General features: G+C 70.7%; 16 protein-coding genes. 7 read left to right on the top strand and 9 right to left on the bottom strand.

Annotation, left to right across the window (positions count from 1 at the left end; translation table 11 throughout):
* Positions 1 to 37: 37 nt before the first annotated feature.
* Positions 38 to 1,810: an aa3-type cytochrome oxidase subunit I gene (gene ctaD / locus OG738_RS37080; protein WP_329048004.1), complete on the top strand. Its 1,773-nt coding sequence runs from the start codon at positions 38 to 40 to the stop codon at positions 1,808 to 1,810.
* Between the two features lie 17 nt (positions 1,811 to 1,827).
* Here ctaD and OG738_RS37075 read toward each other — a convergent pair whose 3' ends face one another.
* Positions 1,828 to 2,163: an STAS domain-containing protein gene (locus OG738_RS37075; RefSeq protein ID WP_329048003.1), complete on the bottom strand. Its 336-nt coding sequence runs from the start codon at positions 2,161 to 2,163 to the stop codon at positions 1,828 to 1,830.
* 327 nt (positions 2,164 to 2,490) lie between these two features.
* Between OG738_RS37075 and OG738_RS37070 the strand changes: the two genes are divergently transcribed.
* Positions 2,491 to 3,222: an ANTAR domain-containing response regulator gene (locus OG738_RS37070; protein WP_329048002.1), complete on the top strand. Its 732-nt coding sequence runs from the start codon at positions 2,491 to 2,493 to the stop codon at positions 3,220 to 3,222.
* A gap of 15 nt (positions 3,223 to 3,237) precedes the next feature.
* Here the strand turns inward: OG738_RS37070 and OG738_RS37065 are convergent, their stop codons facing one another.
* Positions 3,238 to 3,447 (bottom strand): hypothetical protein, encoded by a 210-nt coding sequence (locus OG738_RS37065; protein ID WP_329048000.1) that lies wholly within the window; start codon positions 3,445 to 3,447, stop codon positions 3,238 to 3,240.
* A gap of 178 nt (positions 3,448 to 3,625) precedes the next feature.
* Between OG738_RS37065 and OG738_RS37060 the strand changes: the two genes are divergently transcribed.
* The 4 genes from OG738_RS37060 (at position 3,626) to ligD (OG738_RS37045) (ending at position 6,681) form a co-directional block, all read left to right on the top strand.
* Positions 3,626 to 3,823, top strand: a complete 198-nt coding sequence (locus OG738_RS37060; protein WP_329047999.1) for a hypothetical protein — start codon at positions 3,626 to 3,628, stop codon at positions 3,821 to 3,823.
* A 127-nt stretch (positions 3,824 to 3,950) separates the two neighbouring features.
* A complete protein-coding gene (gene ku / locus OG738_RS37055; RefSeq protein WP_329047998.1) occupies positions 3,951 to 4,877 on the top strand; it encodes a non-homologous end joining protein Ku in 927 nt (308 codons plus the stop codon).
* A complete protein-coding gene (ligD, locus tag OG738_RS37050) occupies positions 4,874 to 5,818 on the top strand; it encodes a non-homologous end-joining DNA ligase (RefSeq protein WP_329047996.1) in 945 nt (314 codons plus the stop codon). The genes ku and ligD (OG738_RS37050) overlap by 4 nt, the downstream gene beginning before the upstream one ends.
* Positions 5,815 to 6,681 (top strand): non-homologous end-joining DNA ligase, encoded by an 867-nt coding sequence (gene ligD, locus OG738_RS37045; protein ID WP_329047994.1) that lies wholly within the window; start codon positions 5,815 to 5,817, stop codon positions 6,679 to 6,681. Before ligD (OG738_RS37050) ends, ligD (OG738_RS37045) begins: the two co-directional genes overlap by 4 nt.
* Here ligD (OG738_RS37045) and OG738_RS37040 read toward each other — a convergent pair.
* The gene (locus OG738_RS37040; RefSeq protein ID WP_329047992.1) at positions 6,674 to 7,306 is read right to left on the bottom strand and encodes a UdgX family uracil-DNA binding protein; all 633 of its coding nucleotides are present in this window, start codon (positions 7,304 to 7,306) and stop codon (positions 6,674 to 6,676) included. The two genes, ligD (OG738_RS37045) and OG738_RS37040, sit on opposite strands and share 8 nt — an antisense overlap.
* Before the next feature lie 74 nt (positions 7,307 to 7,380).
* Between OG738_RS37040 and OG738_RS37035 the strand changes: the two genes are divergently transcribed.
* The gene (locus tag OG738_RS37035; RefSeq protein WP_329047991.1) at positions 7,381 to 8,508 is read left to right on the top strand and encodes an NAD(P)-dependent malic enzyme; all 1,128 of its coding nucleotides are present in this window, start codon (positions 7,381 to 7,383) and stop codon (positions 8,506 to 8,508) included.
* Positions 8,509 to 8,535: 27 nt separating this feature from the next.
* Here the strand turns inward: OG738_RS37035 and OG738_RS37030 are convergent, their stop codons facing one another.
* The 6 genes from OG738_RS37030 to OG738_RS37005 all read right to left on the bottom strand — a co-directional run bounded on the left by OG738_RS37030 (position 8,536) and on the right by OG738_RS37005 (position 15,333).
* The gene (locus OG738_RS37030; protein WP_329047989.1) at positions 8,536 to 8,844 is read right to left on the bottom strand and encodes a DUF3040 domain-containing protein; all 309 of its coding nucleotides are present in this window, start codon (positions 8,842 to 8,844) and stop codon (positions 8,536 to 8,538) included.
* 75 nt (positions 8,845 to 8,919) lie between these two features.
* On the bottom strand, positions 8,920 to 10,686 hold the full coding sequence (locus tag OG738_RS37025) for an IlvD/Edd family dehydratase (RefSeq protein WP_329047987.1): 1,767 nt from the start codon (positions 10,684 to 10,686) through the stop codon (positions 8,920 to 8,922).
* Positions 10,687 to 10,777: 91 nt separating this feature from the next.
* Positions 10,778 to 12,190, bottom strand: a complete 1,413-nt coding sequence (locus OG738_RS37020) for a GH1 family beta-glucosidase (protein ID WP_329047986.1) — start codon at positions 12,188 to 12,190, stop codon at positions 10,778 to 10,780.
* Positions 12,187 to 13,044, bottom strand: a complete 858-nt coding sequence (locus OG738_RS37015; protein WP_329047985.1) for a carbohydrate ABC transporter permease — start codon at positions 13,042 to 13,044, stop codon at positions 12,187 to 12,189. The genes OG738_RS37020 and OG738_RS37015 overlap by 4 nt, the downstream gene beginning before the upstream one ends.
* Positions 13,041 to 14,030, bottom strand: a complete 990-nt coding sequence (locus tag OG738_RS37010) for a carbohydrate ABC transporter permease (protein WP_329047983.1) — start codon at positions 14,028 to 14,030, stop codon at positions 13,041 to 13,043. The genes OG738_RS37015 and OG738_RS37010 overlap by 4 nt, the downstream gene beginning before the upstream one ends.
* Positions 14,031 to 14,034: 4 nt before the next feature.
* Entirely contained in the window at positions 14,035 to 15,333 is a 1,299-nt protein-coding gene (locus tag OG738_RS37005) for an ABC transporter substrate-binding protein (RefSeq protein ID WP_329047982.1), read from the bottom strand.
* Between the last annotated feature and the right edge of the window lie 69 nt (positions 15,334 to 15,402).

Raw genomic sequence — 15,402 nt, 5'->3', positions numbered from 1 at the left:
ACCCGGTTACGGAGCAGTCCGGCGACAGGAGTTGCGGATGACCGAGGTGAAGCCGACACCGACCTTGCGAGCGGTGCCGCTGGCCGTGGCGCGGCGCGGCCCGAAGGGCGGGACGCTGCTCGCCCTGCTGCGCACCACCGACCCGAAGCAGATCGGGTTGCTGTACCTGACGACGTCGTTCGCGTTCTTCATGGCGGGCGGCGCGATGGCGCTGCTGATGCGCGGCGAGCTGGCGCGCCCGGGGCTGCAGTTCCTGTCGCCGGAGCAATACAACCAGCTGTTCACCATGCACGGCACGATCATGCTGCTGCTCTACGCCACCCCGAACCTCTTCGGGTTCGCGAACTACATCCTGCCGCTGCAGATCGGCGCGCCGGACGTCGCGTTCCCGCGGCTCAACGGTTTCGCCTACTGGCTCTACCTGTTCGGCGGGCTGATCGTGATCAGCTCGTTCCTCACCCCGGGCGGCGCGCCCGACTTCGGGTGGACGGCCTACACGCCGCTGTCGAACGCCATCCACTCGCCCGGCGTCGGCGGCGACCTGTGGATCATGGGCCTGATCGTGTCCGGCCTCGGCACCATCCTCGGCGCGGTCAACATGGTCACCACCATCGTCACCCTGCGCTGCCCCGGGATGACGATGTGGCGGATGCCGATCTTCACCTGGAACATCCTGTTCACCGCCGTCCTCATCCTGCTGGCGTTCCCGATTCTCACCGCCGCGCTGTTCGGGCTGGAGGCCGACCGCCGGCTCGGCGCCCACGTGTTCGACCCCGAGAACGGCGGGGCGATCATGTTCCAGCACCTGTTCTGGTTCTTCGGCCACCCCGAGGTCTACATCGTGGCGCTGCCGTACTTCGGGATCGTCACCGAGATCGTCCCGGTGTTCAGCCGGAAACCGCTGTACGGCTACCGGCTGATGGTGTTCGCGACCGTCGGGATCACCGGGCTGTCCGCGGTCGTGTGGGCGCACCACATGTTCGCCACCGGCGCGGTGCTGCTGCCGTTCTTCTCGATCATGACGTTCTTCATCGCGGTGCCGACCGGGATCAAGTTCTTCAACTGGATCGGCACGATGTGGAAGGGGCACCTGTCCTTCGAGACGCCGATGCTGTGGTCGGTCGGCTTCATGGTGACGTTCCTGTTCGGCGGTCTCACCGGCGTGATGCTGGCGTCGCCGCCGATCGACTTCCACGTCACCGACTCCTACTTCGTCGTGGCGCACTTCCACTACGTCCTGTTCGGCACGATCGTGTTCGCGACGTTCGCCGGGATCTACTTCTGGTTCCCGAAGATGACCGGCCGGATGCTCGACGAGGGCCTCGGCAAGTGGCACTTCTGGACGACGTTCATCGGCTTCCACACGACGTTCCTCATCCAGCACTGGCTGGGCGACATGGGCATGCCGCGCCGGTACGCGGACTACCTGTCCTCCGACGGCTTCGCGACGCTGAACACGATCTCGACGATCGGCGCGTTCATCCTGGGCGCGTCGACGCTGCCGTTCATCTGGAACGTGGTGAAGAGCTACCGCTACGGCGAGCAGGTCCTGGTCGACGACCCCTGGGGCTTCGGCAACAGCCTCGAATGGGCGACGACGTGCCCGCCGCCGCGCCACAACTTCCTGGACCTGCCGCGGATCCGCTCGGAGCGCCCGGCGTTCGAGCTGCACCACCCGGAGGCGGTCGAGCGGATGAAGGAGGAGCGGTACGTCCGTTCGAAGCGGGCCCAGGCCCGTGCCCTCGACCGGGACGCGGACCCGGCCGGGACGCGCGAAGGGCACGCCGGATCGGCGGGCTCGCCACGCTGACGCGCCCGCCGTGCCGGTCAGGCCGGTGCGGGCTCGGGTCGGCGCGTGGCGATGGTGAGGCGCCGGTCGGCCTCCGTCACCTGGAGGGCCCGGCGGACCATCGTGCTCGTCCCGGTGACCACCAGCAGCTCCGTGCCGTTCTGCTCGGCCTGCAGCGCCGCGTGCAGCAGCACGCGGACGCCCGCCACGCCGAGGAAGTCCACTTCGGACAGATCGAGGGTGAGCCGCTCCGGGACCGCCCACAGGCGGTCTGAGACGAGTGCGGCCAGGTCGGCCGCCGTCGCGGAGTCGAGGGCGCCGCGGGCGGTGATCAGCACCGCGTGCGGGGCGGGCCACGTCGTGCGCAGCCGCAAGAGGGGATTTCGGGGTGGAAGGACCTGCATGCGGTTCGCCGCCGTCCGGTGCGGCGCGGAGCCGGAGCGCCGCGCTCGTGGTGTTCCGAGCCGGCTGCTGTGCTGAACCGTCACCCGAGCCTAACCACGGGCGTGCGGACCGCAACCGACGTTGCTCCGAACGGGCGCGTGGGTGCGCCGCGGCGGCGACCGCTTGTGCCTGCGGTGGCCGGGATGCAGTAATCTCGCGCTGGACCCGTTAAAGCGCTAGCGGCCCACTAGTGGCGCGCGCCCGGGTCCTCCCTGGTCCAGAGCGCCCTGTGAACCGAGAAGAGGGGCGTCACCAGGATGACGGGCGGCGATGAGCAGCTCTCCGCGCGGCTGGACGAGGTCACGGTCGCGATGGAGTCGCTGACCGCGATGCTGGACACCGAGCTGGACCTCGGCCAGATGCTGCAGGCGGTGTGCGACCACGTGGTGCAGGTGGTGCCGGGGGCCGACATGGCGAGCATCACCCTCGTGCGCGAAGGCCAGCCGGAGACCGTCGCGAGCACCGACCAGCGGGCGGTGAACTTCGACCGCGAGCAGTACCGGATCGGGGACGGGCCGTGCCTGCGCGCGGCCGAGACCGGGCAGCCGGTGCGCGTCGGCGTCGGCGCGGTGGGCGACGTGTGGCCGCAGTTCGTGTCGAAGGCCGAGCAGCTGGGCGTGGCGAGTTTCCTGGCCGCGCCGCTGACCGTGGACGACGACATGTCCGGTGCGGTGAACCTGTTCGGCTTCGGCGAGCACGGCTTCAGCGAGCTGGGCACGAAGATCCTCGAGCTGTACACGGCGACGGTGGTGATCGGCCTGCGCAGCGCGCGCCGCTACTTCGCCGCGCGCGAGCTGATCGACCAGCTGAACCGCGCGCTCGAGACGCGGGCGGTGATCGACCAGGCCAAGGGGATCCTGATGGCCGCGCACCGGATCACCGCGGAGGAGGCGTTCCAGCGGCTGGTGAAGCGCTCCCAGGACGGCAACCGGAAACTCCACGAAGTCGCGGCGGAGTTCGTGGCCGCGGTCGCGACGACCACGACGTGACGGCCGGCTCGGGGCCTAGCTGGTCGGCACTTCGTCCGGCGGCGCCTCGGCCTCGGTGACCGCGTCGGGCCGGTGCCTGCTGCGCTGGCACGTCGTGCAGACCAGGGTCCGGCCGAGGACCGTTCCGTCGTCGGCGACGACCTGGGCCACGTGCATCGTCGGGAAGCCGCAGACTTCGCAGGGCAGCGACCCGTCCTCACGGCTGATGCGGATCTGGGTGCCCATCCGGCCTCCTGGTGTGACGTGGGTCTCACATACCTTGCCGGGTTCCGCGTCGGAGCCCATCGAATTCACTCGTTCGGCCTAGCGTCGGCCGTCTCCGGGAACCCGTTCGGCGCCTCCTGTGTTGGGCAGGGTGAGATCGGGTAATCGGCCGGCGAACGGATGCCGGAGGGGAGCGATCATGCGAGACAAGCCGAACGACCTGCGACCGGTGGTGGACCTCCTCCTCGAGGGCGGGGACACCCCGGCACAGGCCACGACCCGGCGCAAGGCGGCGCTGGCCGTCGCGGCGCGGGCGAAGGACCCCGAGGACTGCGCGCAGCTGCTCGACATGCTGGGCCTGCACCGGTCTGGCGGCCGCAGCAGCGAAGTCGCCTGACGCACGAGCGCGCCGGAGCCCGCCGAGACCCCCGGTCCCGGCGGGCTCCGTCGTGTCACGCACAGCTACGACGCCGCGTTTCGCGCACCGGCCCGGCGGGTATCGCTGCTGGTGAGGAGGTCGAGACATGGCCAGACCGGTGTGGAGCGGCGCGCTGAGCCTGGGGCTGGTCACCGTTCCGGTGGAGCTGTACCCGGCGGTGGCGGACCACACGATCCACTTCCACCAGTTCGAGCGCGGGACGTCGGACCGGATCCGCAACCGGCGGGTCAACGAGCGGACCGGCGACGAGGTGACCCAGGACGAGATCGTCAAGGGCTACGACCTCGGCGGCGGCGACCACGTGCTCGTCGAGCCCGACGAGCTGGACGAGATCGCCCCCGAGCGGTCCCGGCGGATCGACATCGAGCAGTTCGTCGAGCTCGACGAGATCGACCCGTGGTTCTACGACCGCACGTACTGGCTCAAGCCGGCGAAGGAGGACTTCGCCAAGGCGTACGGCCTGCTGCTGCAGGCGATGGACCGCAGCGAGAAGGCCGGGGTCGCGAAGTTCGTCCTGCGCGGCAAGGAGTACCTCTGCGCGATCCGCGCCGGCGAAGACGTCATGGTGCTCAACACCCTGCACTTCGTCGCGGACCTGCGGAAGCCGAAGGACGTCATGGGCGGGCTGCCCAGTCTCCCGAAGCCGCGGCCCAAGGAGCTCGACATGGCGCTCGCGCTGGTCGACGAGATGACCGCGCCGTGGAAGCCCGAGGAGTACCGCGACGAGTACGCCGAGCGGGTCGAGGAGCTGATCAAGGCCAAGAAGCAGGGCAAGGAGATCGCGCACGAAGAGGAGCCGGAGCCCTCGGCCGACGTGGTCGATCTCTTCGAGGCGCTGTCGCGCAGTGTCAAGAACCGCAAGGGCGGCGGTGGCAAGAACAAGAAGAAGCCCAAGCCGGACCTCGGCGAGCTGTCGAAGGCCGACCTCGACAAGCTGGCCCGCGAGCAGGGCGTGCCGGGCCGGTCGAAGATGACGCGCGCCGAGCTGGAGAAGGCGCTGAAGGCGTCGTGACCGGTCCCGGCTGGCGCGAACCGACTCTGGCCACGCTCACCGGCCGCCGGTTCTCCGACGAGGACTGGATCTACGAGCGCAAGCTGGACGGCGTCCGGGCGATCTGCGTGCGCGACTCCGGCGCGCCGACGCTCTACTCGCGCAACCACAAGGTGATGGACAACGCCTACCCCGAGCTCGTCGAGGCACTGGCGGCGCAGGGCGGCCCGCGGTTCGTGGCCGACGGCGAGATCGTGGCGTTCGACGGCGCCAACACCAGCTTCGCCGCGCTCCAGCCACGGATCCACGTGAGCGACCCGGCCCGCGCCCGGGCCACCGGCGTCCGCGTCTACTACTACCTGTTCGACCTGCTCTACTACGACGACCACGACACGACCGGGCTGCCGCTGCGGCAGCGGAAGGCGTTGCTGCGCGACGCGTTCGACTTCGAAGACCCGCTGCGGCTGTCGTCGCACCGCAACACCGAAGGCGAGAAGTTCTACGCGGAGGCCTGCCGGCGCGGCTGGGAAGGCGTCATCGCGAAGCGGGCGGACGCGCCGTACCACCACGGGCGGTCACCCGACTGGCTGAAGTTCAAGTGCGCCCAGGGCCAGGAGTTGGTCATCGGCGGGTTCACCGACCCCCAGGGCGCGCGGCACGGCTTCGGCGCGCTGCTGCTCGGCTACCACGAGGACGGCGGCCTGAAGTACGCCGGCAAGGTCGGCACCGGCTTCGACGAGAAGCTCCTCGCGTCGCTGCACGCGCAGCTGCGGGCGCGTGAGACGGCGCGGTCGCCGTTCTCCGGGCCGGTGAAGGAGAAAGACGCGCACTGGGTCCGGCCGGATCTGGTCGCCCAGATCGACTTTTCCGAATGGACGCGCGACGGGCGGCTGCGGCACCCGCGGTTCGCCGGGCTGCGCGAGGACAAGAAGGCGGCGGACGTCGTGCGGGAGCGGGCATGACCGATATTTCCCATGCGGACAAGGTGTTCTACCCCGGCGACGGGCTGACGAAGGGCGACGTCGTCGAGTACTACCGCGCGGTCGCCGGCGTGCTGCTGCCGCACCTGCGCGGCCGCCCGCTGACGCTGCGTCGGTTCCCCGACGGCATCGACGGGCAGGGCTGGTTCCAGAAGCACCCGGGGGAGCACTTCCCGGACTCGATCCGCGTCGAGAGCGTCCCCCGGCGCGGTGGCGGCACGGACGACTACGTGGTCTGCGAAGACGCCGAAACGCTCGACTACCTGGCGCGGCAGGGCACCCTGGAGTTCCACGTCTGGCTGTCCACAGTGGACGCGCCGGAGCGGCCGGACCGGCTGGTGCTCGACCTCGACCCGCCGGACGGCACGCCGGTCGCCGAGCTGCGCGCGGTCGCGCGGCGGATCCGTGACCACTACGAGCGGGCCGGGCTGACGCCGTTCGTCCAGGCGACCGGCGGCCGCGGCTTCCACGTGCTCGCGCCGCTGGACGCGAAGTCGGACACCGAGGTCGTGCTGGAGCTGTCCCGCGCGCTGGCCGACGCCGTCGCCGCGGACGACCCGGACCGCCTGACGACGGCCCAGCGCAAGGACAAGCGCGGCGACCGGATCTTCCTGGACGCCAACCGCAACGGCTACGCGCAGACGTTCGTCGCGCCGTATTCGCTGCGCGCCCGTCCCGGCGCGGCGGCCGCGACCCCGCTGGACTGGCGGGAGCTGGGCAAGGCGGAGCCGGCCGGCTGGAGCCTGGCCAAGGAGAAGCAGCGCGTGGCGCGCAAGGACGACCCGTGGCGGGACCTCGACGCGCACGCGGCCTCGGCGGAGGCGGCGCTGAAGCAGCTCACTTGAGGGTCTTGCCTGCCGCCCGCAGATCGGCGACGAAAGCCGCGTAAGCCTCGTCGCGGTCCGGGGCGCGCAGGACCGCCGACGGGTGCACCGTCGCGACCGCCGACGGCACCAGTTCGGCCACGTCTTCGGGCGCCTCGACGAGTTCCCCGCGGTGCGCGGTGAGCCGGAACTTGGCCCCCAGCACCGACTGCGCGGCCGTCGCGCCCAGGAGCAGCACCAGTTCCGGGCGCACCGCGCGCAGCTCCGCCAGCAGCCACGGCCGGCAGGCGACCACCTCCGTGCGGCCGGGCTTCTGGTGGATGCGCCGCTTGCCGCGCTCGTCGCGCTTGAACTTGAAGTGCTTGACCGCGTTGGTGACGTACAGCGTCTTCCGGTCGAAACCGGCCTCGTCGAAGGCGCGCTCCAGGAGCTTCCCGGCGGGTCCGACGAACGGCTCGCCCGCGAGATCCTCCTGGTCGCCCGGCTGCTCGCCGACGACCAGGATCTTCGCTTTCTTCGTACCTTCCCCGAAAACGGTCTGCGTCGCGTCCCGGTAGAGCGAGCATCCGCGACACCCGGCCGCGGCCGACCGCAGCGCGTCGAGATCTGTGCTGTCCGGCGGCTCCGCGCCGGGGGAATCGGGCATGTGCCGGAGTTCCCCCGTCCCGCGGCCGGTTAAACTCGCGGTTCCGCCGCGCGCGCGTCGGGTAACCCGCACGCATGACACGGAGCCGAGGAAAAGTCGAAGTCGCTGCCCGCGTCGCCCTCGACACGCCCGACGACCTGGCCGAGCACTACACGCCGGGCGTCGCGGACCAGGCGAAGCGGGTCGCGGACGACCCGTCGGTGCTCGCGCGCGAGACCGTCAAGGGCAACTCCGTCGCCATCGTGTCCGACGGGTCCGCCCTGCTCGGGCTCGGTGACCGGGGCCCGGCCGCCGCGCTGCCGGTGATGGAGGGCAAGGCGGCGCTGCTCAAGCGGTTCGCCGACGTCGACGCGTGGCCGATCTGCCCGGTCAGCCGCGAACCCGACGACCTCGTCCGCACGGTCCGGGACCTGGCGACGTCGTTCGGCGCGATCAACCTCGAGGACATCGCCGCGCCGCGGTGCTTCACCGTCGAACGCCGGCTGCACGACGAGCTGGACATCCCGGTGTTCCACGACGACCAGCACGGCACGGCCGTCGTCGTGCTCGGCGCCCTGCACAACGCGCTGAACCTGACCGGCCGCGAGCCGGCGGGCACGTCGGTCGTCATCGCCGGAGCGGGCGCGGCGGGCAGCGCGATCGCCCGGCTGCTGCTGCGCGCGGGCTACCGGTCCGAAGGGATCGTCGTCTGCGACAGCGAAGGCGTGCTGCACCCGGACCGGGACCTGGTGGGGGAGAAGCACTGGCTGGCGGACAACACCAACGCGGCCGCCACCACCGGCAGCGTGCAGGACGCGCTGCGCGACGCGGACGTGTTCGTCGGCGTCAGCGCGGGCGGCCTCCTCGAGCCGGGCGACGTCGCCGCGATGGCCGACCGCGCGATCGTGTTCGCGCTGGCCAACCCGGACCCCGAGGTCGATCCGGACGCGGCGCGCGAGCACGCGGAGATCGTCGCCACCGGCCGCAGCGACTTCCCCAACCAGATCAACAACGTGCTGGCCTTCCCGGGGATGTTCCGCGGCCTGCTCGACTCGGGCGCGCCGCGGGTCACCGGGGAGATGCTGCTGGCGGCGGCACGCGCACTGGCGGACGTGGTGGGCGAAGACCTGGACGCGGAGCACATCGTGCCGAGCGTGTTCGACGAGGCGCTGGTGCCGGCGATGGCGGAAGCGGTGGCCGGTGCGGCGAAGGCGGCCGGATAGTCCGGACCGGACACCCGGCCGGCCGGCTCAGTGCGAGTCGGCGGCCGGGTTCGTGCCGTCGGGAGTGGGCTTGCGGTTCGTCTCGGCGCGGGCGATGTGCCACGCCACGAGCCCGCCGCCGCCGACCGTGCCCCAGAGCACGAGCCCGGCGTCGCGGGCGAAGAGACCGACGACGAGCATGACGCCCGCCGTGATGTCGCAGAGCAGGAGCAGCAGGTGCCACCGCTTGGCCTCCCGCAGGGAGCGGCCGTCGAACGCAGCGGCGAACGCGGGGTCGCTCGCCTGCAGCTCCGCCTCGATCTCGCGCAGCGCGTGGCGTTCTCGCTCCGGCAGCATGATGGGCCTCCTCGCCTCGGCTACCGCTGGGATACCCGCTCCGCGCCCGTTCGAAGCGGCACTTCCGGCCGGAACTCAGTGGTTGTGGCGGGGGATGCCCTTCGTCTTCGCGATCCGCTGGTAGGCCACCGCCGGGCGCAGGACCATGCCGTCGCAGAGCTGGTCGACCATCGACCGCTGGATCTCCTGCCACGGCGTCTGGGCCTCCGGGACCGGGTACCCGCCCGCCTCCGCCAGTTCCTTGTGGCGCAGCGCGAGCTCTTCGTCCGGCACGAGGACGTCGGCCTTGCCGGCAGCGAGGTCGATCCGCACCCGGTCGCCGGTCCGCAGCACCGCGAGCCCGCCGCCCGCCGCGGCTTCGGGGGAGGCGTTGAGGATCGACGGCGATCCGGACGTACCGGACTGACGGCCGTCACCCAGGCACGGCAGCTCGCGGATGCCCCGCTTGATCAGCGCCGCCGGCGGCCGCATGTTCACCACCTCGGCCGCGCCCGGGTAGCCGAGCGGGCCGGTGCCGCGCATGACGAGCAGCGAATACTCGTCGACGCCGAGGTCCGGGTCGTCGATGCGGGCGTGGTAGTCCTCCGGGCCGTCGAAGACGACCGCGTTGCCCTCGTAGACGCCGCCGGCCAGGTACCGGCGGCGGAACTCCGGCGAGATCACGCTGGACTTCATGATCGCCGCGTCGAACAGGTTGCCCCGGAGGACCAGGAAACCGGCGTCTTCGATGAGGGCGGTGCCGAAGGTGCGGATGACGTCCCGGTCGCCGGCCTCCGCGTCGCGGCAGTTGTCGCCGATCGTGGTGCCGTTGACCGTGCGGGCGTCTTCGTGGATCAGGTGGTGGCGCATCAGCTCGTGCACCACGGCCGGGACGCCGCCCGCGCGGTGGAACTCCTCGCCGAGGTACTTGCCGGCCGGCTGGAGGTCGACCAGCAGGGGGACGGCATGGCCGAGCCGCTGCCAGTCTTCGAGGGGCAGGTCGACGCCGATGTGCCGGGCGATCGCGCCGATGTGGATCGGCGCGTTCGTCGAGCCGCCGATGGCCGAGCTGACGACGATGGCGTTCTCGAACGCTTCGCGCGTCAGGATGTCCGACGGCTTGAGGTCCTCGCGCACCATCTCGACGATCCGCAGCCCGGTGCGGTAGGCCATCCGCGCCCGGTCGCGGTGCGGCGCCGGGATGGCCGCGCAGCCGGGCAGGCTCATGCCGAGCGCTTCGGCGAGCGCGTTCATCGTCGAGGCGGTGCCCATGGTGTTGCAGTGCCCGGGCGACGGTGCGGACGACGCGACGAGCTCCATGAACCCGGCGTCGTCGATCTCCCCGGCGGCGAGCAGCTCGCGGGCCTTCCAGACGATGGTCCCGGACCCGGTGCGCTCGCCGTCGTGCCAGCCGTTGAGCATGGGACCGCCGGACAGCACGATGGCGGGGAGGTCGACGGTGGCGGCGGCCATCAGGCACGCGGGCGTGGTCTTGTCGCAGCCGGTGGTGAGGACGACGCCGTCGATCGGGTAGCCGTAGAGCGTCTCGACCAGTCCGAGGTAGGCGAGGTTGCGGTCCAGTGCGGCGGTCGGGCGCTTGCCGGTCTCCTGGATGGGGTGCACGGGGAACTCGATGGCGATCCCGCCGGCTTCGCGGATGCCTTCCCGGGTCCGGTCGGCGAGCTGCAGGTGGTGCCGGTTGCAGGGGGAGAGGTCGGACCCGGTCTGGGCGATGCCGATGACGGGCTTGCCGGACTGGAGCTCTTCGCGGGTGAGGCCCCAGTTCAGGTACCGCTCGAGGTAGAGGGCGGTCATTCCGGGGTCGGCGGGGTTGTTGAACCAAGCTTCGCTGCGCAGTCCCATACCGGCCAGTCTGGCAACGGCGGCCGCGGAATGCACGCCCGTGGCGGCCGGGCCCGGATCCCTCGGGCCCGGCCGCACCCCTCGCCCCGCCTCAGCCGAGGCCGTTCGCCCCGATCACCCCGGAATACCAGTGCGCACTCCGCTTGGGCGTCCGGACCTGCGTGGCGTAGTCGACGTGGATCAGGCCGAACCGCTTCGCGTACCCCTCGGCCCACTCGAAGTTGTCCAGCAGCGACCAGTAGAAGTACCCCCGCAGGTCGACCCCGGCCGCCAGCGCGTCGTGCGCCGCTCGCAGGTGCGAGTCGAGGAACGCCACGCGGTCCGTGTCGACGATGTCACCGCCGTCCGCGACGACGTCCGGGTAGGCCGCGCCGTTCTCCGTGATGTACAGCGGAACCTGGCGGTAGCCGCGGTGGACCTGCAGCAGGGACTCCGTCAGGCCGGCCGGCTGGACCTCCCAGCCCGAGTCCGTCCGCGGCGCCGCCGGGTCCGGGACGAAGTGGACGTCACCCGCGCCGACCCACTCCGGGCCCGCCGGCTCGCTGCCCGGCACCGGGCGGCCCGCCACCCGGTAGTCGCGGTAGTAGTTCACGCCCAGCCAGTCGACGTGCGCCGCGATGACCGCCGCGTCGTCCTCGCGGACGACGTCGCCGAGCCCGAACGGCGCGAGGTCGGCGACCAGGTCGTCCGGGTAGCCGCCGCGCAGGACCGGGTCGAGGAACAGCCGGTTCTGCAGGCCGTCGATCCGCCGGGCCGCGGCGACGTCGCTGACGTTCGCCGGGTCGTGCGGGGCCACCGGGTACAGGTTCAGCGTGATCCCCGCCGGGGTGCCCGGCGCGTGCCTGCGGATGATGTCCATCGCCAGCCCGTGCCCGAGCAGCAGGTGGTGCGTCGCGGCGACGGCGGCGGGGTGGTCGGTGCGGCCGGGCGCGTGGATGCCGCCCGCGTAGCCGAGCATCGCCGCGCACCACGGCTCGTTCAGCGTCGACCAGCTCGCGACGCGGTCACCGAGGCGGGCCAGCACCGTCTCGGTGTACTCGGCGAAGCGGTACGCGGTGTCCCGGTTGGTCCAGCCGCCCTGCTCTTCGAGCGTCTGGGGCAGGTCCCAGTGGTAGAGCGTCGCCCACGGCTGGATCCCGGCTTCCAGCAGGCAGTCGACCAGCCGGTCGTAGAACGCGAGCCCGGCGGCGTTGGGGGCACCGCCGTCCGGCCGGACGCGGGGCCAGGCCAGCGAGAAGCGGTAGGCGCCGAGGCCGAGCCGGCGCATCAGGGCGACGTCCTCGGCGTACCGGCGGTAGTGGTCGGCGGCCGGGTCGCCGGTGTCGCCGCCCACGACCGCGCCCGGACGGCGTGCGAAGACGTCCCAGACCGAGTCGGTGCGACCGTCGGCCGTGGTGGCCCCTTCCACCTGGAACGCCGCGGTGGCGGCGCCCCAGACGAAGCCGGGCGGGAACATCAGCGCTGTCTCCGCCCGAACGCTGTCGGGATGTACGGACATGGTCACCCTTTCACGGCACCTTGCATGATCCCGGCCACGATCTGGCGGCCGAGGAGGACGAAGACGATGAGGATCGGGATGGTGGCCAGGGTCGTGCCGGCCAGCACCAGCGAGTAGTCGACGTAGTAGCCGCTCTGGAGCTTCTCCAGCGCGACCTGGACGGTCGGGTTGCCCGCGTCCAGGACGACCAGCGGCCACAGGAAGTCGTTCCAGGACATCATGAACGTGAACATCGCCAGGATCGCCGCGGCCGGGCGCACGGCGGGCAGGCAGACGTTCCAGAAGATCCGGATCATGCTGCAGCCGTCGACGCGCGCGGCCTCGATCAGCTCGTACGGCAGGGCGTCCACTGTGTACTGGCGCATCCAGAAGACGCCGAACGCGGTGACCAGGTTGGGCACGATCACCGCCTCGAGGTGGCCGGCCCAGCCGAGCTCCGACATGGCGATGAACAGCGGGATGATCCCCAGCTGGGTGGGCACCGCGAGGGTCACCACGATGAACACGAACAGCCCGTTGCGGCCCTTGAACCGCAGTTTCGCGAAGGCGAACCCGGCCAGCGACGAGAACAGGACCGTGGTCAGGGTGACCGTGCCGGACACGATGACGCTGTTGCCCAGCGCCTTCCAGAACGGCACGGAGTCGAACACCCGGGAGGCGTTGGCGAAGAAGTTGCCGCCGGGCAGGAACGGCGGGATGCGCTCGGTGAGCATCCCGTTGTCCCGGCTGGCCACCAGGAACGACCAGTAGAACGGGAACAGCGAGCCGAGCACGAAGACCGCCAGCACGACGTACGTCGCCTTGCGCGGCTTTCCGAGCGTGGCGACGGACCTGCGGAGTCCACTCTGGACAGTTGTCATTTCTTCTTCACCGCCGGGGTGCGCGCCAGCCGGCCGGTGAGGAAGAAGTTCACCAGCGCGATGAGCACGATGATCACGAACAGGACCCAGGCGATCGCCGAGGCGTAGCCGAGGTTGTAGTTCTCGAACGCCGACTGGTACAGGTACAGCGTCACGGTCTGGAACTGGTTGGTCGAGCCGCCGTTGTTCGACCCGGGCAGGGCGTCGAAGAGCTTGGGCTCGGTGAAGATCTGCAGGCCGCCGATCGTCGAGGTGATGACCACGAAGACCAGCGTCGGCTTGAGCAGCGGCAGGGTGACGTGGAAGAACCGGCGCCACGTGCCCGCGCCGTCGATCAGCGCCGCCTCGTGCAGCTCCTTCGGGATGGCCTGCATGGCCGCCAGCACGATCAGGGCGTTGTACCCGGTCCAGCGCCAGTTCACCATGATCGCGATGGCGATGTGGCTGCCGATGCGGCTGGCCTGCCAGTCGACCGGGTCCAGCCCGATCGTCTGCAGGACGCCGTTGATCAGCCCGTATCTGGGGCCGAACAGGTTGGCGAAGATGATGCCGATGGCGACGAGGCTGGCCGCGTACGGCAGCAGGATGCCGACGCGCCAGCCGGTCGCGCCGCGCAGCCGGGCGCCGAGCAGCGCCGCCAGCAGCACCGCGATGATGATCTGCGGGACGCTGGAGAGCAGGAAGATGCTGATCGTGTTGGTCAGCGCGTTCCAGAACTGGGCGTCGCCGAAGAGCTCCTTGTAGTTGTCGAGGCCGATGAAGTCGGGGTCGTCGGATCCGGCCTTCCACTTGAACAGCGAGACGTACGCCGTGTACAGCAGCGGGAACAGCCCGACGATCCCGAACACGATGAAGAACGGCGCGACGTAGAGGTACGGCGATACCTTGACGTCCCACCGGCTCAGCTTGTGCCGGAAGGTGGGCCGGGGAGACGTGCGCTCCCCGGCCTTACTCCCTTCCGGCGCGACCTTGTCGATGACGGTCATGAGGTCAGCGGGTGATCTTCTTCGCCGAGTCGACCAGTTGCTGCCAGCCGTCCGCCGCCGACTTGCCCTGTTCGACCGCCTGCAGGGCAGGGCTGGCCGCGTTCTCCTGGATCTGGCCGTCGCCCGGGCCCTTGTACTGCGCCTTCTGGACCTTCTTGGCCTGCTCGGCGAACAGCTCGCCGACCTTCGCGCCGCCGAAGTAGGCGTCGGTCTGGCTCAGCAGCGCGGGGTCGGTCAGCGCCTTGACCTGGCTGGGGAAGTTGCCCTTCGCCTGGAACGCCTTGATCTGCTGCTCCGGAGCGGTCAGCCAGGCGGCCAGCTCGGCGGCCTCCTTCGGGTGCTTCGACTGCGTCGGCACGGTCAGGTACGAGCCGCCCCAGTTGCCGCCGCCACCGGGGAAGGCCGCGGTGACCGCCCACTTGCCGGCGTTCTCCGGGCCGGCCTGCTCCTTGATCACGCCGAGCATCCACGACGGGCACACCTTCGTGGCGAACGCGCCCTGCTTGAACCCGGTGTTCCACTCGTTGCTGAACGCAGTGAGCTTGGCCGACTCGCCCTTGGCCACGGCGTCGGTGACCTTGGTCCAGGCGTCCTTGATGCCCTGGTTGCCCTCGAGGGCGAGCTTGTCGTCGGTGCCGAGGTAGCCGGTCGGGAGCTGGTTGACCATGGCGTTGAAGTTCTGCGAGGCCGAGTCGAACCAGGCCTTGCCGGTCTTCTTCGAGTAGTCCGCGCCGGCGGCGAAGTAGCTGTCCCAGGTGGCGAACAGCGGCTTGACCTGGTCGGGGTCGGTCGGCAGGCCGGCCGCGGCGAACATGTCCTTGCGGTAGCACATGGCCAGCGGGCCGATGTCGGTGCCGTAGCCGATGACCTTGCCGTCCTTGGTCTTCGCGGCGTCGTACTTCCAGCCGAGCCAGCGGTCCGGGGAGGCGTCGGCGGGGCCGATCTTGCTGAGGTCGTTGAACTTCGAGCCCTTGTCGAGGACGTCGGAGAGGTGGCCCTCCTCCACCGCGGCGACGTCGGCCAGACCCGAGCCGGCGGCCAGCTTGGTGATGAGGTCCTGGTGGTACGGGCCGCCCTGGCCGGTCTTGCGGTGGGTGATCTTGATGTTCGGGTGCAGCCGCTCGTATTCCGGGATGAGTGCCTCGTAGCCGAACTCGGTGAACGTCGACAGCGTCAGGTCGACGTGCTCGTTCGGGCCCGCCGCGGCCGGCGTCTGGTCACCGCCGCTACCGCAGGCCGAGGCGCCGAGCGCCGTCATCGTGATGCCCAGTGCGAGGACCAGGCCGTTCCGGATCGTTCTCACGTGTTCAACCACCTTGTTGACGGGAATGAGCGCTCTCACTGCTGGGAGCCGGACTGGGAGCGCTCCCAG

It is taken from the genome of Amycolatopsis sp. NBC_01488, assembly GCF_036227105.1.
Taxonomy (GTDB): Bacteria; Actinomycetota; Actinomycetes; order Mycobacteriales; family Pseudonocardiaceae; genus Amycolatopsis.
This window is presented reverse-complemented; position numbering and strand designations above follow the sequence as displayed.